Source organism: Nocardioides convexus (assembly GCF_011090295.1).
This window is the reverse complement of record NZ_JAAMYA010000001.1, coordinates 4,673,673-4,696,510: the sequence shown is the minus strand read 5'-3', so window position 1 is coordinate 4,696,510 and position 22,838 is coordinate 4,673,673. Positions and strand designations below refer to the sequence as shown.

At 71.3% G+C, this 22,838-nt stretch carries 37 protein-coding genes, 1 tRNA gene and 1 pseudogene; 2 read left to right on the top strand and 37 right to left on the bottom strand.

Going from position 1 to position 22,838, the window contains the following annotated elements:
* Nucleotides 1-8 precede the first annotated feature (8 nt).
* Entirely contained in the window at nt 9-257 is a 249-nt protein-coding gene (locus tag G5V59_RS34705) for a hypothetical protein (protein ID WP_278259479.1), read from the bottom strand.
* Between the two features lie 18 nt (nt 258-275).
* On the opposite strand from G5V59_RS34705, the gene G5V59_RS34700 reads away from it, so the two are divergent.
* Nucleotides 276-605: a hypothetical protein gene (locus G5V59_RS34700; RefSeq protein ID WP_278259478.1), complete on the top strand. Its 330-nt coding sequence runs from the start codon at nt 276-278 to the stop codon at nt 603-605.
* Here the strand turns inward: G5V59_RS34700 and G5V59_RS34695 are convergent.
* The 13 genes from G5V59_RS34695 to G5V59_RS34635 form a co-directional block, all read right to left on the bottom strand.
* Nucleotides 586-741, bottom strand: a complete 156-nt coding sequence (locus G5V59_RS34695) for a hypothetical protein (protein ID WP_278259477.1) — start codon at nt 739-741, stop codon at nt 586-588. The two genes, G5V59_RS34700 and G5V59_RS34695, sit on opposite strands and share 20 nt — an antisense overlap.
* A gap of 125 nt (nt 742-866) precedes the next feature.
* Nucleotides 867-1,466 (bottom strand): hypothetical protein, encoded by a 600-nt coding sequence (locus tag G5V59_RS34690; RefSeq protein ID WP_278259476.1) that lies wholly within the window; start codon nt 1,464-1,466, stop codon nt 867-869.
* A gap of 2 nt (nt 1,467-1,468) precedes the next feature.
* Nucleotides 1,469-1,798, bottom strand: coding sequence for a hypothetical protein (locus G5V59_RS34685; RefSeq protein ID WP_278259475.1), 330 nt, complete (start codon nt 1,796-1,798; stop codon nt 1,469-1,471).
* Nucleotides 1,798-1,992 (bottom strand): hypothetical protein, encoded by a 195-nt coding sequence (locus tag G5V59_RS34680; RefSeq protein ID WP_278259474.1) that lies wholly within the window; start codon nt 1,990-1,992, stop codon nt 1,798-1,800. Before G5V59_RS34680 ends, G5V59_RS34685 begins: the two co-directional genes overlap by 1 nt.
* A 366-nt stretch (nt 1,993-2,358) precedes the next feature.
* Nucleotides 2,359-3,585 carry a hypothetical protein gene (locus G5V59_RS34675; protein WP_278259473.1) on the bottom strand — a complete coding sequence of 409 codons (1,227 nt, stop codon included), beginning with the start codon at nt 3,583-3,585 and terminating at the stop codon, nt 2,359-2,361.
* 138 nt (nt 3,586-3,723) lie between these two features.
* Entirely contained in the window at nt 3,724-5,013 is a 1,290-nt protein-coding gene (locus G5V59_RS34670; protein WP_278259472.1) for a hypothetical protein, read from the bottom strand.
* Nucleotides 5,010-5,630, bottom strand: a complete 621-nt coding sequence (locus tag G5V59_RS34665; RefSeq protein ID WP_278259471.1) for a hypothetical protein — start codon at nt 5,628-5,630, stop codon at nt 5,010-5,012. Before G5V59_RS34665 ends, G5V59_RS34670 begins: the two co-directional genes overlap by 4 nt.
* Nucleotides 5,627-6,331, bottom strand: coding sequence for a hypothetical protein (locus G5V59_RS34660; protein WP_278259470.1), 705 nt, complete (start codon nt 6,329-6,331; stop codon nt 5,627-5,629). Before G5V59_RS34660 ends, G5V59_RS34665 begins: the two co-directional genes overlap by 4 nt.
* A gap of 10 nt (nt 6,332-6,341) precedes the next feature.
* Complete coding sequence (locus G5V59_RS34655) at nt 6,342-6,749, bottom strand: hypothetical protein (RefSeq protein ID WP_278259469.1); 408 nt, start codon at nt 6,747-6,749, stop codon at nt 6,342-6,344.
* A 430-nt stretch (nt 6,750-7,179) separates the two neighbouring features.
* Entirely contained in the window at nt 7,180-7,884 is a 705-nt protein-coding gene (locus G5V59_RS34650; protein ID WP_278259468.1) for a hypothetical protein, read from the bottom strand.
* On the bottom strand, nt 7,805-8,104 hold the full coding sequence (locus G5V59_RS34645) for a hypothetical protein (RefSeq protein ID WP_278259467.1): 300 nt from the start codon (nt 8,102-8,104) through the stop codon (nt 7,805-7,807). The genes G5V59_RS34650 and G5V59_RS34645 overlap by 80 nt, the downstream gene beginning before the upstream one ends.
* A 3-nt stretch (nt 8,105-8,107) precedes the next feature.
* Nucleotides 8,108-8,338, bottom strand: a complete 231-nt coding sequence (locus tag G5V59_RS34640) for a hypothetical protein (RefSeq protein WP_278259466.1) — start codon at nt 8,336-8,338, stop codon at nt 8,108-8,110.
* 147 nt (nt 8,339-8,485) lie between these two features.
* On the bottom strand, nt 8,486-8,653 hold the full coding sequence (locus G5V59_RS34635; RefSeq protein ID WP_278259465.1) for a hypothetical protein: 168 nt from the start codon (nt 8,651-8,653) through the stop codon (nt 8,486-8,488).
* A 254-nt stretch (nt 8,654-8,907) separates the two neighbouring features.
* Between G5V59_RS34635 and G5V59_RS34630 the strand changes: the two genes are divergently transcribed.
* Nucleotides 8,908-9,156: a hypothetical protein gene (locus tag G5V59_RS34630; RefSeq protein WP_278259464.1), complete on the top strand. Its 249-nt coding sequence runs from the start codon at nt 8,908-8,910 to the stop codon at nt 9,154-9,156.
* Nucleotides 9,157-9,628: 472 nt separating this feature from the next.
* Here the strand turns inward: G5V59_RS34630 and G5V59_RS34625 are convergent, their stop codons facing one another.
* From G5V59_RS34625 to G5V59_RS34510, 23 genes and pseudogenes are all read right to left on the bottom strand, one after another.
* On the bottom strand, nt 9,629-9,940 hold the full coding sequence (locus G5V59_RS34625) for a helix-turn-helix domain-containing protein (RefSeq protein ID WP_278259463.1): 312 nt from the start codon (nt 9,938-9,940) through the stop codon (nt 9,629-9,631).
* Between the two features lie 78 nt (nt 9,941-10,018).
* Nucleotides 10,019-10,255, bottom strand: coding sequence for a hypothetical protein (locus G5V59_RS34620; protein WP_278259462.1), 237 nt, complete (start codon nt 10,253-10,255; stop codon nt 10,019-10,021).
* Nucleotides 10,245-10,787 carry a hypothetical protein gene (locus tag G5V59_RS34615; protein ID WP_278259461.1) on the bottom strand — a complete coding sequence of 181 codons (543 nt, stop codon included), beginning with the start codon at nt 10,785-10,787 and terminating at the stop codon, nt 10,245-10,247. Before G5V59_RS34615 ends, G5V59_RS34620 begins: the two co-directional genes overlap by 11 nt.
* Nucleotides 10,780-11,498: pseudogene (locus tag G5V59_RS34610) on the bottom strand (ParB/RepB/Spo0J family partition protein). The gene G5V59_RS34615 and the pseudogene G5V59_RS34610 overlap by 8 nt, the downstream one beginning before the upstream one ends.
* Nucleotides 11,499-11,803: 305 nt before the next feature.
* On the bottom strand, nt 11,804-12,340 hold the full coding sequence (locus tag G5V59_RS34600) for a hypothetical protein (RefSeq protein ID WP_278259460.1): 537 nt from the start codon (nt 12,338-12,340) through the stop codon (nt 11,804-11,806).
* 196 nt (nt 12,341-12,536) lie between these two features.
* A complete protein-coding gene (locus G5V59_RS34595; RefSeq protein ID WP_278259459.1) occupies nt 12,537-13,184 on the bottom strand; it encodes a hypothetical protein in 648 nt (215 codons plus the stop codon).
* Nucleotides 13,181-13,606: a hypothetical protein gene (locus tag G5V59_RS34590; protein WP_278259458.1), complete on the bottom strand. Its 426-nt coding sequence runs from the start codon at nt 13,604-13,606 to the stop codon at nt 13,181-13,183. The genes G5V59_RS34595 and G5V59_RS34590 overlap by 4 nt, the downstream gene beginning before the upstream one ends.
* Before the next feature lie 34 nt (nt 13,607-13,640).
* Complete coding sequence (locus G5V59_RS34585; RefSeq protein ID WP_278259457.1) at nt 13,641-13,940, bottom strand: hypothetical protein; 300 nt, start codon at nt 13,938-13,940, stop codon at nt 13,641-13,643.
* Nucleotides 13,937-14,125, bottom strand: coding sequence for a hypothetical protein (locus tag G5V59_RS34580; protein WP_278259456.1), 189 nt, complete (start codon nt 14,123-14,125; stop codon nt 13,937-13,939). Before G5V59_RS34580 ends, G5V59_RS34585 begins: the two co-directional genes overlap by 4 nt.
* Complete coding sequence (locus G5V59_RS34575) at nt 14,110-14,673, bottom strand: hypothetical protein (protein WP_278259455.1); 564 nt, start codon at nt 14,671-14,673, stop codon at nt 14,110-14,112. Before G5V59_RS34575 ends, G5V59_RS34580 begins: the two co-directional genes overlap by 16 nt.
* 41 nt (nt 14,674-14,714) lie before the next feature.
* Nucleotides 14,715-15,158, bottom strand: a complete 444-nt coding sequence (locus tag G5V59_RS34570) for a hypothetical protein (RefSeq protein ID WP_278259454.1) — start codon at nt 15,156-15,158, stop codon at nt 14,715-14,717.
* On the bottom strand, nt 15,151-15,630 hold the full coding sequence (locus tag G5V59_RS34565) for a hypothetical protein (protein ID WP_278259453.1): 480 nt from the start codon (nt 15,628-15,630) through the stop codon (nt 15,151-15,153). The genes G5V59_RS34570 and G5V59_RS34565 overlap by 8 nt, the downstream gene beginning before the upstream one ends.
* A complete protein-coding gene (locus G5V59_RS34560; RefSeq protein WP_278259452.1) occupies nt 15,627-16,874 on the bottom strand; it encodes a helix-turn-helix domain-containing protein in 1,248 nt (415 codons plus the stop codon). The genes G5V59_RS34565 and G5V59_RS34560 overlap by 4 nt, the downstream gene beginning before the upstream one ends.
* A complete protein-coding gene (locus G5V59_RS34555) occupies nt 16,871-17,053 on the bottom strand; it encodes a hypothetical protein (protein WP_278259451.1) in 183 nt (60 codons plus the stop codon). The genes G5V59_RS34560 and G5V59_RS34555 overlap by 4 nt, the downstream gene beginning before the upstream one ends.
* Before the next feature lie 57 nt (nt 17,054-17,110).
* Nucleotides 17,111-18,091: a hypothetical protein gene (locus G5V59_RS34550; protein ID WP_278259450.1), complete on the bottom strand. Its 981-nt coding sequence runs from the start codon at nt 18,089-18,091 to the stop codon at nt 17,111-17,113.
* Nucleotides 18,088-18,564, bottom strand: coding sequence for a hypothetical protein (locus G5V59_RS34545; protein ID WP_278259449.1), 477 nt, complete (start codon nt 18,562-18,564; stop codon nt 18,088-18,090). Before G5V59_RS34545 ends, G5V59_RS34550 begins: the two co-directional genes overlap by 4 nt.
* 111 nt (nt 18,565-18,675) lie before the next feature.
* Nucleotides 18,676-18,918 carry a hypothetical protein gene (locus G5V59_RS34540; protein ID WP_278259448.1) on the bottom strand — a complete coding sequence of 81 codons (243 nt, stop codon included), beginning with the start codon at nt 18,916-18,918 and terminating at the stop codon, nt 18,676-18,678.
* 17 nt (nt 18,919-18,935) lie between these two features.
* Nucleotides 18,936-19,928, bottom strand: coding sequence for a ParB N-terminal domain-containing protein (locus G5V59_RS34535; protein WP_278259447.1), 993 nt, complete (start codon nt 19,926-19,928; stop codon nt 18,936-18,938).
* 16 nt (nt 19,929-19,944) lie between these two features.
* The gene (locus G5V59_RS34530; protein WP_278259446.1) at nt 19,945-20,070 is read right to left on the bottom strand and encodes a hypothetical protein; all 126 of its coding nucleotides are present in this window, start codon (nt 20,068-20,070) and stop codon (nt 19,945-19,947) included.
* Complete coding sequence (locus G5V59_RS34525; protein ID WP_278259445.1) at nt 20,067-20,693, bottom strand: hypothetical protein; 627 nt, start codon at nt 20,691-20,693, stop codon at nt 20,067-20,069. The genes G5V59_RS34530 and G5V59_RS34525 overlap by 4 nt, the downstream gene beginning before the upstream one ends.
* A gap of 645 nt (nt 20,694-21,338) precedes the next feature.
* Complete coding sequence (locus G5V59_RS34520; protein ID WP_278259444.1) at nt 21,339-21,563, bottom strand: hypothetical protein; 225 nt, start codon at nt 21,561-21,563, stop codon at nt 21,339-21,341.
* Nucleotides 21,564-21,738: 175 nt separating this feature from the next.
* A complete protein-coding gene (locus G5V59_RS34515; protein ID WP_278259443.1) occupies nt 21,739-21,972 on the bottom strand; it encodes a hypothetical protein in 234 nt (77 codons plus the stop codon).
* Nucleotides 21,973-22,489: 517 nt separating this feature from the next.
* Nucleotides 22,490-22,565, bottom strand: a tRNA-Asn gene (locus tag G5V59_RS34510).
* Nucleotides 22,566-22,838 lie beyond the last annotated feature (273 nt).

Here is a 22,838-nt window from a genome sequence, read left to right as displayed (position 1 = left end):
GGTTCCTCCTACTGCTTGACCGACAGAGTCGGATGGGTGGATGTCACCGGCGGCCAGGTGCCGTCGGTGGGGATAAGGTCGCCGACCATGTCGGCCGAGACGTTGATGGCCAGCGCGCCGGCGGCGATCGTCCGGGCCTGGTTGCGGTTGGGCAGGAGACGGTGTTCCTCGCCGGCCCACTCGAGGCCGGTAGCGATGCCGCCGAGGCTGGGGTCGGTGCGGAGAGCCAGCCGGGTGATCGCGAGCCAGTTGCGCACGCGCGCCTGGGTGTTGTCGTGGTCGCGGCCGCGGACGTAGACGCCGATCGCGATGCGCCAGGTGGTCTCCCAGGCGTACTTCGCGCGGCTGTACCGCGGCGGCTCGACGAGTCCGGCAGACGCGATCGCGCCAGCGGGGAGCCTGGCCTCCGACAGCGCCTCGATGCTCGGGAGCTGCTGCCAGGTCGAGATCTTGTCCTGCTCGTAGTGACGGGCGTCGTCACCGACGAGACTCGACGACGTTCGGGTGCTCGAGCACCGCCGGCAGCCGGTCCACCAGGAGCCGCTCGGCGGCCGTGCACAGCCTGGTCGACGGAGATGATGGTGGTCACGGTCGACGTCCCGTAACGACGAACCCAAGGAGGTCGCGGCTCCACTTGGCGAGCACCGGCTGGTCGGGCTTGGGTGCAGGGTTGCGCTTCTCCATGCCGCGGTCGCCGTCGCGGTGGAAGCGGCCGTAGTACGCCGTGCCCTGGTTGACCACGACGGCCTCCCCGCTGATCTTGTAGCGGGTGAGACTCCTGCAGGAGGTGGCCGGTGTCGACGAGCACCCTGTTGGAGTGCTTCGCGTCGATGGTCACCTGGTCGGTCTCGGCCCACTGTCCGTGGTCACGGCTCTCGAACACGTCGCGCTCGTACTCCTCGAGGTCCTCGCCGAGGACGACCAGGGAGCTCGCGCGGGTCGTCGAGCCGCTCGCGGATCTCCGAGAGCAGGCCGGCGGCTGCGTCGACCTCGACGTCGATCAGTAGCCGCACCACGGCTCCTGGTAGGGCTCCGGGACCGCGGGGTCGAAGATCGGCCGGTACGCCGGGGGAAAGCTGCCGACCGGCGCCGGCGTCGTCGGGAGAGCCTTCCCCGTCGTCCGGGCCGTGGCCAGCGTCGACGAGGCTCTGCAGGCGCTGCAGCAGACCGAGGTAGCGCTGGTGGAGGTGGTAGCCGCGCCCGGTGTCTCCCTGGGCCTGCTGCTCGGGGAACTCGGCGTACTCGATCGCCGAGGCGGTCTGGACGGCGATCGCCTCGACCGCAAGGGCGCGGATGGCCAGGTCGTCGGGGTCGTCCCCCGTCAGGAGCACCACCTCGACGGCGGCGCCCCTGACGCGGGCCTCGAAGACATCCGTCTCCTCGAAGACCATGGGGTCCTCACGGCGGAGGAGCAGCCCCTTGATCTTCGTCTCGTCGATCTCGTCGAGCATGCCGTCGAGCGCCACGCTCAGGCCTCGGGGTCCTCGACCTCGGGGTCGGTGGATGTCTGGGCGGCGGCCAAGATCGCCTCGAGCCGGGCGATCAGGCCGGCGCGAGGCTTCGACCGAGTGCGCTCGGCGTCGAGGTACTCCTGTGCCTTGAGCGGGTCGTCACCGACCGCGGCGAGGATCTCGTCAGCCGTGGCCGGCGGGGGCCCCTGCTCCTCGACGATGGCGCCGAGGGACAGGAGCCGCTCGATCGCGCTGGGGAGTGCGTCCGTCGGGACGCGCTCCCCAGCGGCGACCTTGACGACACCGGTCTTGGTGCGAACGAAGGTCAGCGTCGTCGTGGTGAACATCAGGCACCCGCCGCCGCGGCGACGATGTTCTCGAGCTTGGCGACGAGGGTGCTCCGCGGCTTGTCCTTCGCCTTCTCGGCATCGAGCGCGGCCTGGGCCTTGTCGGCGTCGTTGCCGACGCTGGCCAGGACGTCCTCGACCCGGTCACCGCCGCCGTTGTCGCCGCCGTCCCCGCCCTGCGGGGTCTGCGGCACGGTCTCGGGCGCGACCTCGGACCGGACGTCCTCCGGCAGGCCGGCGAGGATGGCCCGGTAGTCGGCTGCCGCGCGCTCGGCGAGTCTCGCGCGCCTGCTCGGCCTTGGCCTTCTCGAGGGCGCCCGGCTTGACGACCGCGCCCGCCGCGACGAGGCGCTTCGCGTCCTCGGCGTTGAGCTCGACGATGTCGCCGCGGCGGTGACGGATGTAGTCGAGCGGCTCGCCCGGCTTGGAGGTGATCTGGTCCCACCGCGGGGAGACGAGTCTGGTACTTGCCCGCGGTCACGTCGTTGAGGTCCATCAGGGCGTCACCACCCCGGTGATCCAGCACGCGGCGAGCGGGTTGTCGATCCCCTCGCCCCGCTTCATCGTCGCGTCGGTCCGGTGCGACTCCGTCGGGCCACCGTTCGGGCCGTTGCCCTCCGGGTAGAGCGGCGTGACCTCGAGCGGCCGCGGGTCGGTGTAGAACCCGAGCGTCTTGCGCTGGCAGACCAGCACCCGGTCGCTGGGCCAGAACCGCGCCTTGAGGCCGAGCATCCCGAGGATGTCCTGCGGCAGCTTTGCCGGTGTAGGCGATGCTCTCGCCAGCGATGTTGCCGCGGTAGACCTTGAGGAAGTCCTCGTTGTCGAGCAGCACCGGGGTGATGCTGCCCGGGACGACCGTGGTGTCGGCCTCGTAGCCGAAGGTCGTGCCGGCCGTGTCGTCGCCGGCGGAGGCGATGACCTCCTGGGCGGCGGCGAAGTCGCGGCGCGGACGGCCCGACGAGGTGTCCCAGGCCGCGGACGCCGGGATCGAGGGGATGGCCGGGTTGAGCACCAGCCTGGCGCATCGCGACGAACCGGGCCCGGATCAGCGTGTTGACCAGGGCGGTGACCTGCCGGTTGATCGCGGCCATGTTGTTCTCGCGGCGCATGTCCTCCGAGACGCGGACACCGAGACCCTTCTTGGTCGCGATCGCGAGGCGCTGCAGGCCGCGCTGCATGCCGGCGACGGGGATCTCCTCGAACTCGATGAGCTCCTGCACCTCGCTGTCGAGGAACAGGGAGGTCCCCCTCCTCGAAGGCGATCGTGCTGGCGTCGCCCTCGTAGCGCAGCAGCACGTCGTCGATGAACTGCCCGTCGAGCAGTCTCGAGGATCCGGGCAGGCAGGATCAGCGGGTTGTTGCGGATGTCGTCGACGGTGGTCTTGCGACCGCCGTCGAGGGTGAGCCTGAGTCATCAGGTCTCTCCTCAGTAGATCCAGGCCAGGGCGACCGTGTCGGCCGCGGCGACGCCGCCGACCTGGGTGCACTCGCCGACGATGGTGCGGGCGTCGGGGGTCGCCCCGGCGGGGGTGACGCGCCCGTTGGAGGCGGCGACGAGTCTTGTCGCCGAAGGCCGCGGCCGCGGCGTACTTCACCGGGACCTCGACGCTCTTGGCCACGTTGACCCGGGTCCCCTTCGGGGCCAGGTCGAGCACGCCGTTGACCGGCTCGGTGACGAGGGTGGCGACGGCGTCGTTGAGCGCGACGCCGAGGACCTTCACGGAGCCGGCGGCGGCGACGCCGGCGCTGCCGCCACCGGCGGTGCGGCCCTCGACCAGCCCGGCCACCGACGATCGTCTCCGCGGCGGGGTAGGACTTGGGGCCCGTCTGGCGGACCTGCGGGATGGCCGGCATGTCAGATGCTCCAGTTCTGGTAGGCGGGGCTCTTGCGGACGTCCTCGAGGGTCGTGCCCGCGTTGGCGTCGTCACGGTTGACGCCGTCGGCCTGGTGGCCGGTCTCGTTGGTCGGGACCAGGTCGGGCGCCTCGGCGAAGTGCTTGCGCGTGCCCTCGGGGTCGCGGTCGAACTCCTTCGCCCAGGCGGCGCGGTTGGTGGCGGCGAACTTGGACTTGTTCGCGTCGAGGAAGGCCTCGCGCTCCATCACGTGGAGCCTTCTCGGCGGCCTTGAGGCCGGCGGCCGCGCCGGTCTCGAGGTCAGCGATCTTGGCCTTCGGCACGACGACGTGGTCCTCGGGGACGCCGCTGTCGGACGGGGGACGCTCCTCGAGCGACTCCGCGACGACGGTCGTGACGGCGGCGACGATGGCCGCCTCGTCCGCGTCCGCGGGGAGCCTCGAGCGTGTCCCGCAGGGTGGTGAGCCTGCGCGTCGCTGAATGCCACGGCAGATCCTCCTTCGGTGTGGGTGGACCCGCCCGCGGACGCGGTCGGGGGCTTGGGGAGCGCCGGGCGCTGGGTGGGCTGCTGGCCCTGCCAGGCGGCGCGGGCGGCGGCGTGGACGTCGTGCTCGAGGATCGCCAGGTCGTGCTCGATGCGGGCGAGCGTACTCGTCGTCGTCCTCGTCGATCTCGTCGTCGGGAGCGACCGGCGGGCTGCCGTTGGCGATGCGGACGCCGACCTCGTTGGCGAGGCCGGCGGCCACCGCCTCGGCCGCGGTGTACCAGGTGCCCTCGCCGTCGTTGGCGAGCATCACCTGACGCCAGGCTCTCGGGGGTGCCGCCCGCCTTGTGCGCGTAGACGCCGGCGTAGTTGTTGCTCTGGCCGTCGAGCCAGTCGGCGTCGCGCCGCAGCCTGGGCGGCGTTGCCCCAGGTGCCGATCGAGGCGTCGTGGAGCATCATCTGCGACCCGGGGCACATCACGATCTCGTCGCCGGCGATCGCGATCACGGAGGCCGCGGAGGCGGCCAGGCCGTCGACGACGACGACGATCTTGGCTCGGTGGTTGCGCAGCAGGTTGCTGATCGCGACGCCGTCGGAGGCGCGGCCGCCGGGCGAGTGCACGCGGACGTAGATGGTGTCGACGTCGAGCCTGGCGGATGGCGTTGCTGACGGACTCGGCGTCGAAGCCGCGCCACCAGCCGCCGACGACGCCGTACAGCCAGAGACCGCCGACGGTGCCGGTGTCGGGGGCCGCGGTCGTGTCGTCGTCGACTGCGGCGAGCGCGACGCGGGACTTCTCGCCCGAGAGCAGGCGGGCGTCGGCCTTGAGGGCCGCGGCGGTGCGGGTGCGGGCGCGGACGCCGGCGGGCTTGGTCACGATTCCTCCTGGGCGGGGCGGACTGTCGGGGCACCCGGCTTGCGGGCGGGGATGCCGATGGCGGCGCGGACGAACTCCTCGAGGTCCTGGTCGGCGGTGAGGACGCCGGCGTGCACGAGGGTCGCGAGGGCCTGCACGAGCGCGTCGCGCCGTGCGCCGATCTCGTCGAAGACGAGGCGGGGTGCGCGCTCGCCGGGCCAGTTCCAGCGGACCAGGTCGGCGACGACGTGGCGGGAGGCGGTGCGGGCGATGTCCTTCGCGATCTTCTGCAGCGCGAGGACGAAGGCGTTGAAGAAGGTGCTCCCGAGCGCGTAGGAGCCGGTGCCGGACTGTGATCCGAGGTTGAGGAAGTTGGCCAGGACGGATCCGGCGATGCGCTCGTCGTGCCGACGGATGGTCTTGTCGAGGTCGGGCAGCGTGCCGTCGACTCCCTTGAGCAGGATCTTCGCGCCGTAGGGCACGGCCACGCCGGCCTCTCGCCCGACGCGGACGGCCTTGGCGATCGCCTCACCCTTGGAGAGGTCCTTCTCCCCCTGGGCGCCCTCGTAGACCACGACGGGGCTGCCCGTGCGCTCACCGAGGATCGACTCGATGCGCTGGGCGCGGCTGCTCATCATCCAGGGGGCGTAGGCCGGCCGGAGGAGCGACTCGCCGCGCCAGTTGCCGCCGCGGCGATTGCGGACGTACACGACGACGCGCGAGACGGGGAGGGTGGTCGGCTTGGCCGATGCAGCCGAAACGACGAGGGAGCCACCGGTGCTCTGGCTCTGCTCGAGCGAGATGAGGCCGCCGTCACGAGCGACGTTGAAGCGGCTGATCGTGCGGCCTGAGCGCCAGCCGAGCCTTGGACAGGTGCCACAGGCCGTCCTCGCCCCACTGCGCCTTCTGCTCGAAGATCGAGTGCCCGTAGCGGGAGGTACTCGTCGATCGCGATCTCGACGTGCTCGTCCCAGGAGAACTTGTCCTCGAACGAAAGGGTGCTGCTGTCGTCATCCTCGTCCGTTGACCCGACGACCGGCACTGAGAGGTCGCGGGCGCAGTGCTGGGTGATCTCGTCGTCGCACCCGGTGCCGTCGAGGCGCCAGCCGGTACCGAGGATGGTCTGCACGACGGCTGAGAACACGCCGGCGACCTGCGGACTGGTCAGCATGTCGTCGTACACGCCGTAGGCGGTCGGCCACCGCGACTCGGGGACCTTCTCGAGCGTGAGGGAGTTCCACCAGTCGGTCGGCGCGCCGGTGTTGCCGACGCCGAGTCCGCGCTGGGGAACCTGGGTCATCAAAGGGCTGGCGGGTGCCGGTGCCTCCTCGTCGACCATGGGCACCTCCTCACAGCGGGATGTTGTTCCAGTCCGGCACGCCGCCCATGTCGCCGTCCTCGCGCTCGAGGCCGGAGATCTCGCTGCCGGAGATCCCAATCGGGCTGGGTGGCGGGTCGTTCTGCGCGGCTCCGTCTTCGATGGCCTGAGCGCGAGCGGCGAACGACAGGAGCATGGAGATCGCCGCGTCGATGAAGACCCCTTCGGCCTTCTTGACGACCTTGCGGTAGTGGTCGATCACGTTGCCGGCGTCGTCGATGCGGGGCTTGGAGGCCTTGCGCCGGCCCTTGGCGATCGCGGCGTTGCGGACGTGCTCAGTCAGGTCCGGGTTGCCGTCGTGGGTGATCTCGCCACGGTTCCTGGCGGTCTCGAAGAGCTCGAGGATGTCGTCCATCCGGCTCTCGACGTTGGTCGGCACCTCGACGACTCGGTTGGGCCAGCGTGCGGCCCACAGCGCGAGGTACTCGCCCCACTTGTAGGGGTCGCCGAACAGGTACCAGACCTCATAGCCGTCGAAGGCGTCGGTGACGGCCTGGTCGACCTCGTTGCGTGGGACCTTGCGGTCCTTGCAGGCCTTCGGCTCGTGGTCGGCATCCGGCCCGCATAGGCACTCGGGAACCCAGGTCCGCAGATGGAAGACGCGGCCGTCACTGATCCTGGTGGCTGTGAGAGTGGTCCGGTCGCGCGACCGGGATCCGTCGAAGCCGAGCGTGATCGCTTCGCCAGCCTCGAGCGGCCGCGCGTCCGTGTGGCCAGGGCCGCGATAGAGCGCCGCCCACCGTTCGGGGGTGCAGAGAGGCTCGTCGCCGGCGAGGATCTCGGACAGGAAGAAGCGGCGGATCTCGGCCTCACCGTGCAGACTCGGTGTCGCGGCAGTCCTCCATGAGCCTTGCCGACGGAGACGTGTCCGCCGGCCTCCTTGGCGGAGTCTCCGTAGAGGTAGAGCAACTCCTCGCGCAGCCTGCTCGTCGTCGGCCAGGTCGACCCGCTTCCGCGAGATCTTCGCGTCGACGTAGACCCGCGAGGGCTTGGACTCGAAGACCCGCTGGGCGTGCGACTTCGCAGTCGGGTCCCAGGTGTTCGTCGCGGCGACCCACATCCCGCGCATGCCGAGCACCGATCGAATCAGGGTGCGGGCGAAGGAGAGCGGACTCCGCGCGCCGGCCGTGGCGGCGTTCTGCATGGTGTCGGTCATGAGCCCGTTCTCGGTGAGCGAGCCAGCGGTGAAACGTCCGCCGAGACGTCCGGAACGCGGTGGTGGTCAGAGGCTCGATGGGGTTGCCGCACGGCAGCCGGATCATGTCGAGGTTGATCTCGACGCCGGCCAGGTCGGCGGTTCCGGAGTTCTCGACCATCGCCTTGAGCGGCAGCCAGGTGTTGTCGGTCTGACGGTCGTTCAGCGCGGCGATGAACACCCAGGGCGAGGGGTGCGGCCGGCCGACCGGGTCACCGTTGGCGTCCCAGCCTGCGAAGTCACAGGGACCGAAGGCGTGGAAGAGGTCGATCATCGCGATGAGCGGGTCCTTGCCCCACTTCTGGCCGCGGATGATCATCGAGCCCGAGCGCACGTAGCCGTCGTTCCCGTCGACCTCCACCGCGTCGGGCCGGAGGCGGTACCGGTGGAGCAGGTGCCGGACCTGCTCGTCGTACAGCCGGACCGGCTCGCCCTCCTTGGGTCCGTCGGTGAACCGGAGCGTGTCCTCGATCCAGACTCGCGGCGAGATAGCCGAGCGTCGGGAACTCCCCGGGGACCTCAGGGCCTCGCCACGGCACCGGTCAGCTCCCGTCCTCGTCCGCTGCAACGACCCGGAACCGGCGCGCGGGTGTCGGGCCGTCGGTGCCGGTGGAGGCGCGTCGCTCGTCGCGCCTCTCCTTGACCTCGTCGACGGCGATCGTCCACATGAGCAGCCGCAGGCCCTTCGGGGAGAGGCCGAGTCGGTCGGCGTACTGCCGGGACTCCTTGCCGGCGTCGAGGTCGCCGACCTCGGCGGCCGCCTTCCAGCGCACGTACTGCGCGACCTCGCGCGTCCACTTGAGCCGTTCCCACTCGACCGCCTGGGGCGTGTGCCAGAGGCTCGGACCAGAGCTCCTTCTCGGTGGCCTCGATCACCCGGCGCTCCTCGAGGGCGATCGCGAGCGACTCGCGCTTCCGCGTCAGCGCGGTTCGCGAGGTCCGGTCGAGCTTTGCCGTCGGCGAGTCTCGCGCTCCTCGAGCTCGTCGATCGCGTCCTGCAGGAGGTTGATCCGCGCGGTGAGCCTGGGGTTGGCCGGCAGGGGCCATTTCGGCGTCCGGCCCTTGCGACCTTCGGCCGGGAGGACCACCGGGCCGACTCGAGCGTTCCGCCGTCGAGCGTTCGGGTTGCCAGCGGGTCCGGGCATCTGCGATCACCTCCTAGGTCGACCGCAACTGCGAAATCCGAGGGCGGCGCACATGAAACAGCGCCCGAACCCGTACAGAAGAGATTTCACCTGCCCCCTGGGTCTACACCCCCCGTGGGCCGATTTTTTCGCCTCGGGGCGCCGCCGTTGCAGATCTCGTGTTCGGGCGCTTTTGGTGCTTTGCACTGCTCGTCGGGGTGACCGAGGTGCCACGGCTCGGTCGGGTCGATGACCGGGTCGTCGGCTACGCAGAGGCCGGCGTCGGCCCGTCGGCACCGCACTCCCCCGGCCGCGACGATGGGTGCCCACGCGTCGCGCTCCCGTTGGTGCTCGGCGCCGTAGCCACGGGCGGTCGACGACCCGCGGCGCTGGTCGCGCTGGCGGTTCCGCTGCGAGGTGCAGCCCGGACACCGGGTGCCCGACGTGATGCGGCCGCAGCCGCCTAGGCAGGGACGCAGCGGCATCGCGCTCCCCCTCTGAACGGCGGTGCGAGGTGTGATCCGGGCGAGGGCCGCGGCCTCGCCGTGCGCAGGTAGGCACACCCGCACAGCATTCGGCCCTGGCCCGGAAACCAGGAGAGCCCCGGCGCCGGTGCGGCTCGGGGCTCGTGCTGCGGATACACGTGATCCGCTGGCACAGATGTTCCCTGACGACGGAGAGGGTGTCAACGAGGCGCGCTAGGGGTGGCGGGGCGGGTGTCGAGTCTCGTAGCCGATCAAGCACGGTCTGTGCTTCCTGTTCGGCAGCAGCGTTGTCGGCACCTGCCGCGAGCAGCAGCGCACCTGCAGCGGCGGCGCCGTGGTAGATGACGGCGTCGTACCGGGCACTGCCCAGCCTCGACGCCGGCGGCTCTGCTCAGGAGGTCGACCCGATCGGTGATCGCCCGTAGTTCTGCGATCGCTGCGTCGCGGTCGTCGTCTACCGCCTGGCCGAGACGTCTCGCGGTTCCGCAGAGCCTGGGCGACGAGGACTCCGTCGGTGGGTCCGTGGGTCCGTGACCGGCTCACTGCGTGCGCCCCCGTCTTGCGTGGTAGGCCTCGGCCAGCGGTCGCAGGCTCGTCGAGGGTGAAGAGGTACTCTACGCCGCCCGGCACGGGGAGCCTGCCCGGCGGCGGCAGCGCGGCCAGTGCGGCGCCACTTCCGGATCGTGTTGGCGGGCACCTCGAGCAGGGCAGCGGCCTGGTTCGCGGAGTAGGTCGGGGGCGGCCCCGAGCGGGCTCGGTCGCGCACGGCGCTACTCCTCGTCGGACGCGGTGTGCACGCCGCTGGTCGACTCGTAGGTGCAGCCGTGGCCGGGCTCGTGCGGGGTCACGCGCGTGCAGACGAGGGGGCCGCCGGCGAGGCGGTGGGTGCAGGACGTGGTCGCTGGCACTCAGGCTGGCCTTCTTGCACTTGTGCTTCTTGCCGGCGGCCCGGGTGCGCAGGCTGGTCGAGGTCCAGGTCAGCCAGCCGCAGTCCTTGCAGGTCGCGAGGACGCCGCCACCCTCCTCGCTGTAGGCGACGGTCGGTCCGGTCGTCGAGTTTGCTCGAGGCGTCAGCCGGCATGGCCCGCGTGCTCCTCCCCGCGGAGGTGCGCCAGCGTCAGGACGCAGGCCTGCAGCCACTGCTCGCGCAGGAGGTCGGGGGCGTCTCCGGTCTCCGGGTTGAGGTCACCGCCGACGACGGCTCGCCCGCAGAGCCAGGCGACGGTGGTCATCTCCTGGTCGGTCGCGGTGAACTGGTGGCCGACGTTGGGCGGGTGGAGGTACAGCTGCGGCGCTGGCCGTTTGGCCCGCTCGCACAGTCCGATCGGGCTGACGGGGCCGTCGGCAGGGTTGATGGCGAGCACCAGGAGCCTCGTGGGTGGCGCCGTCGAAGTGCAGCGTGGGCGGTCCGACGTCGGGGCGGTCGGTCGTGAGGTCGACGACGACGATGGCGTACTGCTTCCAGACCGGGTGGTAGGCTCGGCGCCGTGACCAGGTACATCGCCGTGGTGGAGTCGGCGCCGGGCACGTCGGCGGTCAGGGGTACGCGCTCGCTGAGTCCGTGGCGGCCGACGCGGGTCAGGGTGGTGTCGTACTCGGTGAGTCTCAGGCATCGGCGGCCTCAGGCTCGTCCGGCGACCTGGGCGCGCTCGTCGGCGCGGATGGTGGCTTCCCAGCAGGAGCCGCACCCGACGCCGCCAGGACGGCCGGGCTTGTTCTTGTGGTGCCCGAGCCGCTCGCACTGGACGGCGACGCGCTCGGCGAGCGGGTGGTCCCACGACAAGTGGGCCGTCGACTGCTTGTGCTCGGGTCCGCGTGGGCGGGTGATGCCGCCCTGCTCCCGGCCCAGCCTTGATCGCGCGGGCCAGCGACAGCGTGCCGGCCCGCACTGCGGCCTGCTGCTGGGCGGTGAGCGAGAGCAGCGCCAGGGCGGCCGGAGACGTAGGCCTGCGACTTGCTGATCCGCTCGGCGAGTAGGTCGTCGGTGGTCTTGTCGGCGGCCTTGAGCCGAGAGAGGGCGCGTGCCTCCTCGATCGGGTCGAGGTCCCGCCGCTGGCCGTTCTCGAGGATCATCGCGGCGAGCACCTCGTCGGGGCTCATCGCGCCGGCCCGGACGATGACGGGGACACGCTTGAGGCCGGCGATCTTGGCCGCGGCGTGCCGGCGGTGGCCCATGACGATCATGAGACTTTGCCCTCGTGGCGCCGGGCGACGATGGGCTGCAGGATCCCCATGTCCTCGATCGAGGCGACCATCTCGCTGAGGTCGCCGAGGTCGTCGCGGACGTTGTCGGGGTCCGGGGCGAGGTGGGCGATCTCGACCATGACGAGTCGGTCGTCTGCAGGCGCCGCGGTCGGCCGGGAGGTGGCCGGTTGCTGGACCTCGGGGAGATCTCCCTCCTGCACCTCCTTGCCCGCCGTGAGGATGTCGGCTGCTCGCATCATCGACTTGGGCCGGGGCCAGCCGTGCGCCTCGACGATCGCCTTGACCTGCTCGAGCGTGAGACCGACGCGGTGGGCGATGTCGGGCAGGAGCCGCAGGGCCCTCTCCTCGTTGCCGGTGACGTGGGTCGCGGCTGAGCGCAGTACGCGGATCTTGGTGTCGCGGTCGATGTCGCGGTGGTCGACCATCAGAACGCCGCCCGGTAGATGGCCACCACCAGGGCGGGGAACGTGACGATGGCGAGGACGACGAGCACCGGGAGGACGACGTTCAGGCCGTCGAAGAAGTTGGCGATCGCGTCGGAGCGCTTGAGGGCGGCGAGCACCTGGTCGTTGTCGTTGGGCGGCGCGGGCTGCTCGGTGTCCGAGCCGCCGAGGTTGATCGGGAACTGACGCATCAGGGCTTCTCCTTGGTGGTGGGGTCGGCGGGCTGCGCCGCCGCGGTGTCGAGCCTGGGTGGCGCGGAAGGTCGGGCAGGGCCAGAGCAGGTAGCCGGCGATCGAGGTCTCGGGGTCGGTCCACTGGCACTCGGTGCACGCCAGGACGGCGTGCTCCTCGAGCTCGGGGTCGCACCGGTCGTGCCCGTCGATGACGCAGACGTGGCCCTCGGGCGGGTTGCTGACGAGGACGTAGAGCCGGTGCTCGTTGCCCTCGGCGTCGAGGTAGGTGGGCTGGTGGAGCGCGGCGATCTCGCGCAGGGCGTCGAGCGCCCTGGTCTCGAGCACGATGGTGTCCCTTCGGTGTTGCTGTTCGCGGGCGAGACCTGGTGCCAGGTGTTGGTGGCGCGGCCGGAGTTCACCCATTCGTGGCGGTGCTTGACCGGGTGGTGCTGGCACCCGCACCACTGGTCGTTGCAGACGCACGGGTGATCGCCCTCGCAGCGCACGAACGCGGCGTCGCGGCCGCGGGCGCGGTGGTAGATCACAAGGGACGCGTGGCCGCACCAGGGGCAGGGTTCGGGGTGGTTGGTCTTGGCGGGACCGTCGACGACGTTCGAGGCGACCTTCTCGAGGTGCTCGAGGTCGCGCAGGAGTGCCTCGAGGCCGGGCCGGCTGCTGTAGACGTCGACGACGTCCGCGAGGTGGTCGACGAGTCTCGATGAAGGTGCCGTCGGTGGTCGGTGGGTGGGTGGGCTGCCGGCCGTGGTGCCCGGGCACGGTCCTCGCGGCTGCGGCGACTGCTGCTGGCGCGAGGCGGCGGAGGTGGTGCTGCAGCGTGAAGGTCGACTCGGCTGCGGCGCTCACGGCGGTGACCGCGACCGGGGCGGGCTTCTGGCCGGGGCCCGAGGAGCCGAGCGGGTTCATCCACGCCTGGCCGAGCACGTCGCGCCGGTGCAGGCTGGCCGCGGGCGGCGGCGCGGTCCTGGCGGTCCTGCTCGCCAGCGAGCACCTTGGCCTGCGGGGTCATGAAGCCGAGGCCGACGGACTGCCGGGTGTCGAGGAGGTCGCCGAGGTGCCGGGCGAGACTCGAGGAGGACATCGAGCCTGCTCGCGGATGTCGGTGCGCAGCCTGGGTGACCGCGTCCGCTGTGCGCTCGACCGCGGCCCTGTGCCGGGCGTTGCCGGTCATCGGTTGCCGCCGTTCTTGCTCGCCGCCCGGGCGGCGGCGACGCCGGCCTTCGCAGCGCGGAGGCTCTCAGCGGCCTTGGCGGGATCACGCTGCCGCGCGGACCGGCTGCTGAGCGCCCGCTCGCGCTCACGGATCGCCAGCCGCCCGGCGCGACGCTGCTCGTCCTCGGCGCGCTTCGCCTGACGGGCACCGGAGGCGGCGAGCGCCTTGGGCGTGGTGCCGCAGAACCGACAGCGGCGGTGGCCGGTCGGATGCGCCGGGCAACGGACGGCGACGCCGTCGACGTAGACCTGGCCGTCGACGACCGCCAGGCCGTCGACGGCCTGCGGGGGAAGGGGGGTAATTGCTTTTGAAGTAGTGAAGGGGTCCGACGCACTGGACCCCATCTGGACCCGCTGGACCCCATCGGCGCCGTTATCCACAGGCTCAGCGGTCGATCGGTGTACGACGGGCTCGTTAGGGTCCGGTGCTTCGGACCCTGTAGGCGGGGACGTGTCCAGAACACCGGACCCGCTGCCCTGGGGATGAGCGTCCTGGGCTGCGTCCGGTACGACGGCGTCGATCGACAAGGCGTTGAGCACGTCGCGGGCCTGGTCGAGGGAGATCCCCGCCGCGACCGCGAGCCTGCCCGGCGTCGACGGCAGGCTCCTCAGCAGGCGTGCGGTGCAGGTCGCAGCAGCCGTGCGGGAACACGACGTACTCGGCTCGCTGGCCACGTCTGGCGGCCTTGTGGGGTTGCAGGTAGCCCCAGGTCACCAGGTCCTTGATGAGACTCGGCAGCGCGCGATCGGGAGACGCCGGCCCACTCCATGACGCCGGCGTAGCCGGCGAAGCCGATGTGGGTGCGGTCGTCGGCCGAGTCGGCGTAGGCGACGAGGGCGAGCTTTGTGGCTCGCGGGGAGGTTCGTCGGCTTGGTGCAGCCGATCAGGTGCCCGGACATGAGGGCGACTCCTTGCGGGGGGGCGTGGGGGAAGCCTGCGGGTGTAGGTGGTGCGCGGGCTGAGCCGTGTTGGCACGGCCGACCTCCTGCACCGCGGTCTTCGCGACCGCCCGGGCGAGCGCCGCCTGCATCGAGCGCGGCATTGGTTCGGGGTCGAGCCGCGGCGCTCGTCGGCGGACCCGGAGGCTGCCGACGCCGGCGAGCAGGCCCCAGCCGTCAGGGAGGTCGTCTCGGACGATCGCGGCATCGGGCACGACGAGCCACAGATGGTCGACGTACCGCATGAAGGCCTCCGCCTTCGTCGGGTCGCGCAGTTCGGCAAGCCAGTCCGACCGACTGACCTTGACCTCGAAGCCGTGGATGGCGTTGCCGCCGGATGGCCACAGGTCGACCGCCATCGCGTCGATCGTGCGAAGGGTGCTGCGCTTCCCGTTGACGGCCGACAGGGAGGGGTCGTAGCCGCCGAAGCCAGCCTCGTTGCGGACGTGCTCGGCCAGGACGTAGCGGGGCCCGTTGCCGCAGTCCTTGGTGTACCGCCTGCGGAGCAAGCTCGAGCATCTGGCGCTCGGTCACGCCACGGCCCAACGGTTCAGCCATCGACGCCGCCGAAGATGGAGGCGAGCCTGCGCTGCTCGTCGACACTGAGAGCTCGGATGCGGAGCTCCTGCTCTTCGCTCGCGCTGATCCGAGCCCCGTCGACGACGATCGTGTACTTGTCGACCCGCTCGACGGTGACCTCCGCCTCGACTGCTGCCGCCTCGACGTCGCCGGTCGCCACCGTCGCGGCTGCGCGCAAGCCGCTCGATCGGTCGGCCGCCTTGTCGAGGTGCCGGACGTCAGCGGCGGGGTACGGAGCGCCGACACCGTCGTCGAAGTAGATGAGGACCGAGCCGCTGTCCTGGACCTCCTCGACCGTGCCGTGGTGGTTGGGGGCAGGCTCCTGGCCAGTGGCGTTGCGCATCACCTCGCGCAGCGCGGCGAGACCGGTGTCGACGACGTACACACGGTCGCCGGGCTTGAACTGCTCAGGCATCGACTGCTCCTTCGGTGGGCCGCGTGGCGCGGGTGGGCGCGTGATCGAAGCCCGACAGGGGCCGGACGGCGAGGACCTCGACGACGTCGAGCACGCCGTCGCGCGAGGGGTGCGGGTCGTGCCACAACTCGCCGTCGCGGAAGATCACCTGGTGGAGCACGCCGCGAGGGCTGGGGCCGGCCACCAGCACGAGCTCCCCGGGCTCGGCGTCGGCGGGCGAGTCGAGCTCGTAGGCCCACAGGCCGCGGCCCGCGAGGAAGCCGAGCATCATGGCCCACCAGGCGTTGCCAGAGCCTGACTCCTTCGTCGGCATCACCCAGGCTCGAGACCCGCCTCGATGAAGTGGGGGACCTCGTTGAGCCTGAGCACCGACGACGGTGGCGATGCAGGCTGCGACGCAGTTGCCCTTGCGGGTCGGGTCGCCCGCGAAGATGGTCTGGTCGATGGTCTTGACCGCCGGCGCCGTGCTCATGCTCCGCCGCCCGCACTGTCGTCGAAGGCCGCGAGAGCGCGCTCGATCGCGGCTCGCGCCTCCGCGCGGGTGACGGCCATCGCGGCGTCGATGACCGGCAGTGCGTGGCGGAGGTCGTCTCGGACGCGGTCCCACGTCTCGTGGCTCGGTGGGCGGTCGTCGCTGTCCTCGGAGGCCTTGAGGACCGCGGCGACCATGTCCTCGAGCAGGGCTGAGGTGGCGGGGTGGACGTCTGCCGGCGGCGTGGCCTCCGCGGCCGCGGCGCGCTCCCACTCGGATGCAGCGAAGGTCATCCGGCGGTGGGCGTCGGGGTTCGCGGAGTCCTTGAGCCAGGCCGTGGTGGCGACCGCGACGTGGCGGCTGAGGTAGGCCAGAAGCCGGTCGCCGACGTCGGACTCGTCGATGCCGAGCACCACGTCGCGGAAGGTCATGCCGAGCCGCTGGGCGATGTGGGCGAGCACTTCGACGGAGGGCTTACGCTGCCCGTCCTCGATCCGCGACAGGTAGGCGGCCGAGCACTTGGGCTCTGCGACCTGCGCCTGGCTGAGGGAGCGGGCGAGGCGGGCAACGCGGATGCGCCGGCCGAGCTCGTCTGCCGGCGCTCGGTCCAGGAGGTCGGCGTCGGTGATGCTGACCGTGTCTTCCGCCGTGCTCATCGTGTGACCCCCAGCCAGGCAAGAAGGTCTTCGCCCGTGGTGGTGATGCGGTCGACCATGCGGGCCATGAGCTCGGGCTCCTCGCCGTCGCGGGTGAGGATGCAGGTGCGCTTGCCCCGGCCGACGGCCCAGCCGAGTCTCGAGGTGGGCGGAGCGACCGCAGGGCAAGACGAGGACGAAGGTGTCGGCGCGCTGCATGGCGTGGAAGTCGGACTCGTAGCCGCGGATCGCGCGGGGGTGCTGCAGGGCGTTGACGTACTGCTCTGCGGTCCAGGCCTGCCAGTCGGGGTCGATCTCGGACCAGGAGAACCCGGTGCTGCCCTCGGGATTCTTGAAGTCGTAGCAGGCGATGTCGTTGGCTCGGAGCAGTTCGATGACGGCCGGCTGGATGTCGTTGCGCCAGGAGGACGCGACGTAGACGTAGCGGGGGCGCTGGCGCGGCATGCCGGCGATATCGCGCTGCGCGCTGCAGCGCTCGCACCACAGGCGGTTGTCGCCGGTGCGCTCCGCGATCTCGAGGATGGCGGGGACGACCTCGCGGCTGTGGCCACACGCGAGGGCGACGGTGTCGATGGTCTGGTTCGTCACGACCCGCTCCCCCGCTTCGTCACGAGGAGGTGCACGTCCATGCTGCCGTCCTCCGGGACGTAGTCGCTCTCCGACCAGAGGCGCGCCAGGTTGTCACCGATGGTGTGCCGGTACGCCGGGTCGTTGAGCGCGATCGCGTTGAGGTGCTGGCCGATGGCCTGGGCGCGGTCGGCCGGCATGCCGTTGTGGTTGGCGAGGGTCGCGACGCCGGAGATGAAGCCGGAGCAGTAGAAGGCTCACGAACAGTTCGAGCTCGGCGTCGGTCGGGCGCGGCCGGTTGGCGCGCATCGTGGCAGACGGCGGGGCGTTCCCGGCGAGTCTCGGCCCGGTCGGCGTTGTCGGCGAAGGCGACGAGGGCGTTGCCGAGCGCCCGCGCGGTGGCCGGCTCGAGGCGTGGGCCGGCGACGATCTGGTCGGCCGGGTCGGTCACGGTCAGGCTCGAGGTGGACAGCGTGTCCGTTGTCGTGGAGGTGGAGGCTGATCGTCTCGCCGTCGACGGCCTGGACGTGGTCGACGTGCGGGTTGGGCTGGTTCATGGTGAGACTCCTGGTGTTGTTGCGGTGCGGGCTCGGGGAAGTCGTTGTCAGCGGGCCAGGTCGAGGACGCGCGCGGCCTGCTGGATGCGGTCGAAGTCGGCGCGGTTCCCGCCGGCGTCGGGGTGGGTGGCGCGGATCGCGGCCTTGTACGCCGAGGCGATGGGCGCGCCGATGGCGCCGTAGCCGCGGAGGATCTCGGCGGCGGTCTCGGGTGACATCCGCTCCGGCGCCGCCGGCAACGGGGTGCCGCCTCCGATCGCCTTGAACCCCTGGTACTGCTGGCCGGTGTCGACGGCGCCGTACCGATCCATCGCGCGGAGCAGACTCGAGGGTGAGGGCGATGGCCCGCACGTTGTGCTGCCAGTCGGGGCCCTGGTAGGCGTAGGCGGCATAGAAGGTGTCGCAGCGGTGCAGCTGCGGACCGTGCCGGGAGTCGAACGCGATGCGGACCGCGGGCGTTGAGGCCTCCCGGGCGTTGGCCCTGAGGGTGCCGTCGATCCTGAGGTCCTGCTCGCGCACGTCGACCTCGAGCACGAGGTTGCGGCCGTCGAGGTGGTTGACCTCGGCGAGCAGCATCTTCTCGGTGTCGCGCCACTTCGCGGTGAACCGGGTCTGGACACGCTGGCTGTCGGGCCGGACCCAGGTCCGATCCGAGAGCGGGCGCACGGTGTACGCGCTCACCGGTCCCCCGTCTCGTGCCGGGCCTGCGCCACGGCTTCGATCACCAGGAGGACGACGACCAGCGCGACGAAGATCATGAAGTAGGCGTAGATCGTCACGGCTGGGCACCGTCCTCGGCGCCGGCCAGGTCGGTGAGGACCTCGTCGCGGAGCCTCGACCTCGGTGTCGGTGAGGTGGTGCCCGACGTCCTCGGTGTGCTGCAGCCAGCGCAGCGCCTCGGGGAGCCGGGCGCGGTCGGTGTTGGTCACCCTCCTGTCGCCGAGGCCGACGTGGTGCATCGCTCCTGCGACCTGCCCGTGCTCGGCCCGGACGACGAGGTATGCCGTGAGGGCGCGCAGGATGACCCGCGGCGTACCGCCCGCGAGGGCCTCCGCGTAGGCGTTGAACCGGTCCGCGTCCTCCTGCCGGAACTGGTAGAGGCCACCGCGCCACCTCTTGTCGTCGGGGACGCCGACGAGTCTCGAAGTAGTCACCGGTTCCGAGGGTCCCGAGGTTGACGATGAGGCTCGGCAGACTCACGCCGACGAGCGCGAGCAGCCTTGGGGTCGACCTTCGCGCCGGGCTTCACCGACTCGAGGACTGCGTCACCACGCAGACCGCGGGCGATCTTGACCGCGGCCTCGTGCTCGGCACGCTGTCGCTCCCTCTCCTCCTCCGCGGCGCGCTTTGCCCGGCGCTCCTCGTCGAGCCTGCTCGTCGTGACCGGGGACGTTCGTGCAGACGTACTCGACGACGTCGGCGCCACGCTGGTCCTTGGTCAGGACGAACGCCAGACACCCGGCATGCTGGTCGCGGTCGCGGGAGAACGTCTGACCGAGCGCGGTCATGCCGTGCTCGGCGTGGGTCAGGTGGGTGGTCCACGTCTTGCCCGGCGGGGTTCGGCTTCGGGATCCCCTGGGCCTCGAGCTCGGCGATCAGCCTTGTCGGCCTTGGCCTGCGCGGCGATCTTCTCCTTGGCCTTCGAGACCTCCCACTTGAAGTTGGAGGTGCCGGCGTGCTTCGAGACCTGCTTCTGGACGGTGGTCGGCAGCGCCGCCACGGCGAGGGCATCGTCGAGCGAGAGCCTGCCCGTCGTCGACGGTCTTCTGGACCTTCTTGTCGAGCCTTGAGGAGCCTGAGCCTCTTGTTGATGGTGTCGACGTTGTGACCGGCGGCCTTGGCGATCTGACCGGGCTTCCAGCCGAAGTCGAAGCGCAGGCTGGCCGTAGCCCTCGGCCTCCTCCATCGGGGTGAGGTCGGTGCGCCGGCAGTTCTCGACGAGCATCGCGGCGACCTGGTCGGCCTCGTCGACCAGGTCGCGGCGGATGATGACCGTGGCGTGGGTGGCCTCGGCGCGGCGGAGTCCGTCGAGACGGCGGTGTCCGGCGATCAGGCGGTACGCGGGTCCTGGGTCGTTGCCGGTCTCGGTGCCGGGCATGGGCGCGACGACGAGCGGCTGGATGAGCCCCTGTGAACGGATCGACTCGACCATCTCGTCGTCGGCGACGGCGTTGTGCCGGATGTTCTTCGGGTGGGGGTGGATCTGCTCGAGCGGGAGCACGGCGATCGCGCCCGACGTGGCCTGCACCAGGGCGTCGGTGCTCGTGGTGGTGTCGGTGGTCATCGAGCCTACGCCTCCGCGTTCTCGAGCACCGCGATCAGGGGCACCGGCGTCCGCCGGACGAAGTCGCGGACCCGGGTGGTGTGCGTCCAAGCGGTGACGTTCTCGGCCATCGCCTTCGCGAGCGCCAGGTCGCGCTGTGGGCCGCCCTCGGCGCCGAGCCTTCTCGATGTGGGCCCGCAGTGCGTCGGTCACGACGGAGCGCGCCTCGTCGACGGTGAAGTGCTGGTCGGTCATGGTGCGTCCTTCGTGTTCAGGAGGCCGCGGAGGTGCGGCGGCGGTTGACGGTCTGGTGGGCCTCCCAGCCGAGCCAGACCTTGATCTCGTGGGCGTGCGTCGACTTGAGCGACGACGGGGTGCGGCCAACGGCGACCATCACGGGGTGGCCGTCGACCCGTTTGCAGGCGAACGCTCGGACGCGGTCTCCGACGAGGTGCTCGTCGGAGACCGGGAGGCGGTCGCGGATGTCGTTCGCGGAGAACCGCCGGCCGGAGTCGATGGCCTTCTGGATCTCGGCGTCGATGGCGAGGATGACGCGGGGGTCGGCCGCATGCCGGACCGTCTCGAGCCCCTCGTCCCTGGCGGCCTCGGCGGCGGCGACCCGCTCCGCGATGGGGGCCCGGCTGTCAGCCACGGCGGCGCCCCCGACGGGGGAACATGAGACTCGCCGATGAACGGCTGCAGGAGGTGCCGCGCCTGGACCTGCTGGTCGAGCACGAGGGCGGGCGCCAGGACGTCGACGATCGCGTCGACGAGCGGGACCGCGGCGATGACGTCGCCGTCGGGGAGGTCGGTGCCGTCGATCGGCTTCCAGAGCGGTCGGCCGCCCACGTTGCGCGATGCGAGGCTGCGCCGGACGCCGTCGGGCGACTGGTGGCTGACGACAGCGAGACCGCCGTGCTGCCAGCGGTGGACGAGCGAGGGCGCGTCGACCTCGACGGGGCGGCGGCGCCGACCCTGGTAGTCATCGGGGTGGTCGACGGGGTGGAGCGTTGCGGTCAAGGGTGCCTCCTTGGCTCGGGTGCCGCTGTGGGTGTTGTGGGGGGCAGTTGTGCCGCGGACCGGTACTGCAGGACCTCGTCCTCCGGTGACGCGCGCCGGGTGCCCAGCCGGCCTTCTCTAGGGGTGGGATCCGGGGCCCGCCGCGGCGGCCGTCACCGCGGCGGGCAGAGACGCGGGCCCGGTGCCGTCGCGCCTCGTGGGGGTGCAGCGACCGCGATCGGACGCCGGTGCAGACCGGAGGAAGTTGCGCGGCATGTTCGGACCGCGCTGGTTGTGGTTGTCGTCTGCCGGTCGTCGCGGCCGCTGCACGTTCGACTGGACCGTGAGCCAGGGAAGCCGCCGCAGTACGGCGAACCCACGGGCCAGTGCTTGGGTGGGAGCCCCGGTTGGCCGGCGCGAGGGCACCGTCTTCCCCGTCCGGGGCTCCCGGGCCGACGCGCGCGCAGTCTCGGACGCGGGCGCCGGCGTCTGTGGGGGCAGCGTCGGCGTCAGTGACGCAGGTGCTGCCGTCTGTCGAGCGCACGCTGAACAGAGCAGGCTCGCCGACCCACCAGCAGGGACCGAGATCGGTCACACAGGCGTTGTCGTCGGTGCATCCGCAGCCCTCGCAGGCGCGCACGTCGAAGAGTTCGAAGATCGGGTGCGTCACGACGCGCCTCGGGAGAGGACTACCGCGGCGCCGAATCCGGTGAGGCCGAGGGCGAGCACGACCAGGGGCGGGCCCGCCGCCTTGACGATGTCGACTAGCACGCCGGCGACGCGGGCGATCACCAGGTCCTCCGGCGTACCGTCGGATCCGGGCGCAGCGCGGCCGTCTGAGGTCGAGCGCCGCTCCCGGAGAGCCTTGACGACTGTCGGCGCCTTCGACAAGCTGCGTCCGGATGTCGCCGAGGGTGACGGCGACCTCGTTGACGCGATCGAGGATCTCGGCAACCTCGGCGGCGAGGTCGTTCGCCTGTGCACCGAATCGGCGGACGGCGATCGCGGCCGCCGCTGCGCCAGCGGCGAAAGTTCGCTGCTGCCTCCGGCAAGGCGGTCCGCCGGGTCACGACACGGCCTCGGTCGTCGACGGAGCGAGCAGGCTGCTCGACGGAGACGCCGAAGAAGGCCGCGAACCTGGCCGCTCGTGGGCCTGGACGCGCGCACGGCAGTTCAGCCGATCGTTGACCGCGGAGGGCGTCAGGCCAGTGCCAGCGGCGATGGTGGCGTCGGAGACACGCCGGCGCGCCTTGAGGACGCGCAGGTTCTCGGCGATGGTCGCCTGCTCGGGTGTCGGCATGCCCCGAACAATGTCGGGAAAATCCCGACGCTTCGGGGATTTCAGGATCGTCGGCGTGTCGGGATCACCGATCGACATCCCGGAAGGTCTCCGCAATGTCGGGATTTTCCGGTAATGTCACGGGCATGACGACCACGCAATCCGAGTCGCCGGCCGCGCCGAGCCTGAGCGACATCGCCGGGCGGCGCATCCGCGGCCTCCGCAACGGTACTCGGCCTGAGTCAGCGCAAGTTCGCCCTGCTGGTCGGCATCGTCTCGCCGTCCGGCTTGTCCGACCGCGAGTCCGGCGTCAAGTCGGTCTCGGTCGACGAGCTCCCCCACTTCGCCGCGGCGCTCGGGACCTCGGTCGCCTACCTGATGGGGATCGAGAACGACCGGAGCCGCCCACTCGAGGAGGCGGCGTCGGAGGCGTTGCGCGCTGCCCGGTCCAGGAACGACGAAACCCCCGACCGACGCGCTGCCGGCGGGGGCTCCCTCTTCATGCCGCGGCTGGACAACCAGTCCGCGCTCTCTCCGTTGGCTCCCCCGATTGGACTCGAACCAATAACCCTGCGATTAACAGTCGCATGCTCTGCCAGTTGAGCTACGGGGGAATGCCGGCTCGGCCCGCGGGCCGTGCAGCGGGGAAACACTAGCAAGGCCGCACCGGCGGCCCGAAATCGAGGTGCCTCGCGACGTCGTCAGGCGCCGATGTCGGCCCGCGCCGTCGCGAGGGCGGCCTGCACCACCGCGTCGACCTCGGGGTCGGCGGGGTCCAGGCTGGCGTCGTACTCGACGAACCAGGACAGGCTCGCCCCGCCGGGCCGGAGCCTGGCGAGCGAGCACGCGGACCGCGGCTCGGCCGCGCACCGGGACGTGGCGCTGCA

Coding starts and splice junctions, on each gene's coding strand:
- G5V59_RS34685 (WP_278259475.1), bottom strand. CDS start 1,798: ATGTTCACCACGACGACGCTGACCTTCGTTCGCACCAAGACCGGTGTC.
- G5V59_RS34665 (WP_278259471.1), bottom strand. CDS start 5,630: ATGATGAGCAGCCGCGCCCAGCGCATCGAGTCGATCCTCGGTGAGCGC.
- G5V59_RS34660 (WP_278259470.1), bottom strand. CDS start 6,331: ATGGTCGACGAGGAGGCACCGGCACCCGCCAGCCCTTTGATGACCCAG.
- G5V59_RS34650 (WP_278259468.1), bottom strand. CDS start 7,884: ATGATCATCCGCGGCCAGAAGTGGGGCAAGGACCCGCTCATCGCGATG.
- G5V59_RS34620 (WP_278259462.1), bottom strand. CDS start 10,255: ATGCCGGCTGACGCCTCGAGCAAACTCGACGACCGGACCGACCGTCGC.
- G5V59_RS34615 (WP_278259461.1), bottom strand. CDS start 10,787: ATGCCTGAGACTCACCGAGTACGACACCACCCTGACCCGCGTCGGCCG.
- G5V59_RS34595 (WP_278259459.1), bottom strand. CDS start 13,184: ATGACCGGCAACGCCCGGCACAGGGCCGCGGTCGAGCGCACAGCGGAC.
- G5V59_RS34580 (WP_278259456.1), bottom strand. CDS start 14,125: ATGTCCGGGCACCTGATCGGCTGCACCAAGCCGACGAACCTCCCCGCG.
- G5V59_RS34570 (WP_278259454.1), bottom strand. CDS start 15,158: ATGCCTGAGCAGTTCAAGCCCGGCGACCGTGTGTACGTCGTCGACACC.
- G5V59_RS34565 (WP_278259453.1), bottom strand. CDS start 15,630: ATGAGCACGGCGCCGGCGGTCAAGACCATCGACCAGACCATCTTCGCG.
- G5V59_RS34555 (WP_278259451.1), bottom strand. CDS start 17,053: ATGCCGGCCGACCGCGCCCAGGCCATCGGCCAGCACCTCAACGCGATC.
- G5V59_RS34540 (WP_278259448.1), bottom strand. CDS start 18,918: ATGACCGCGCTCGGTCAGACGTTCTCCCGCGACCGCGACCAGCATGCC.
- G5V59_RS34535 (WP_278259447.1), bottom strand. CDS start 19,928: ATGACCGACCAGCACTTCACCGTCGACGAGGCGCGCTCCGTCGTGACC.
- G5V59_RS34515 (WP_278259443.1), bottom strand. CDS start 21,972: ATGCCGACACCCGAGCAGGCGACCATCGCCGAGAACCTGCGCGTCCTC.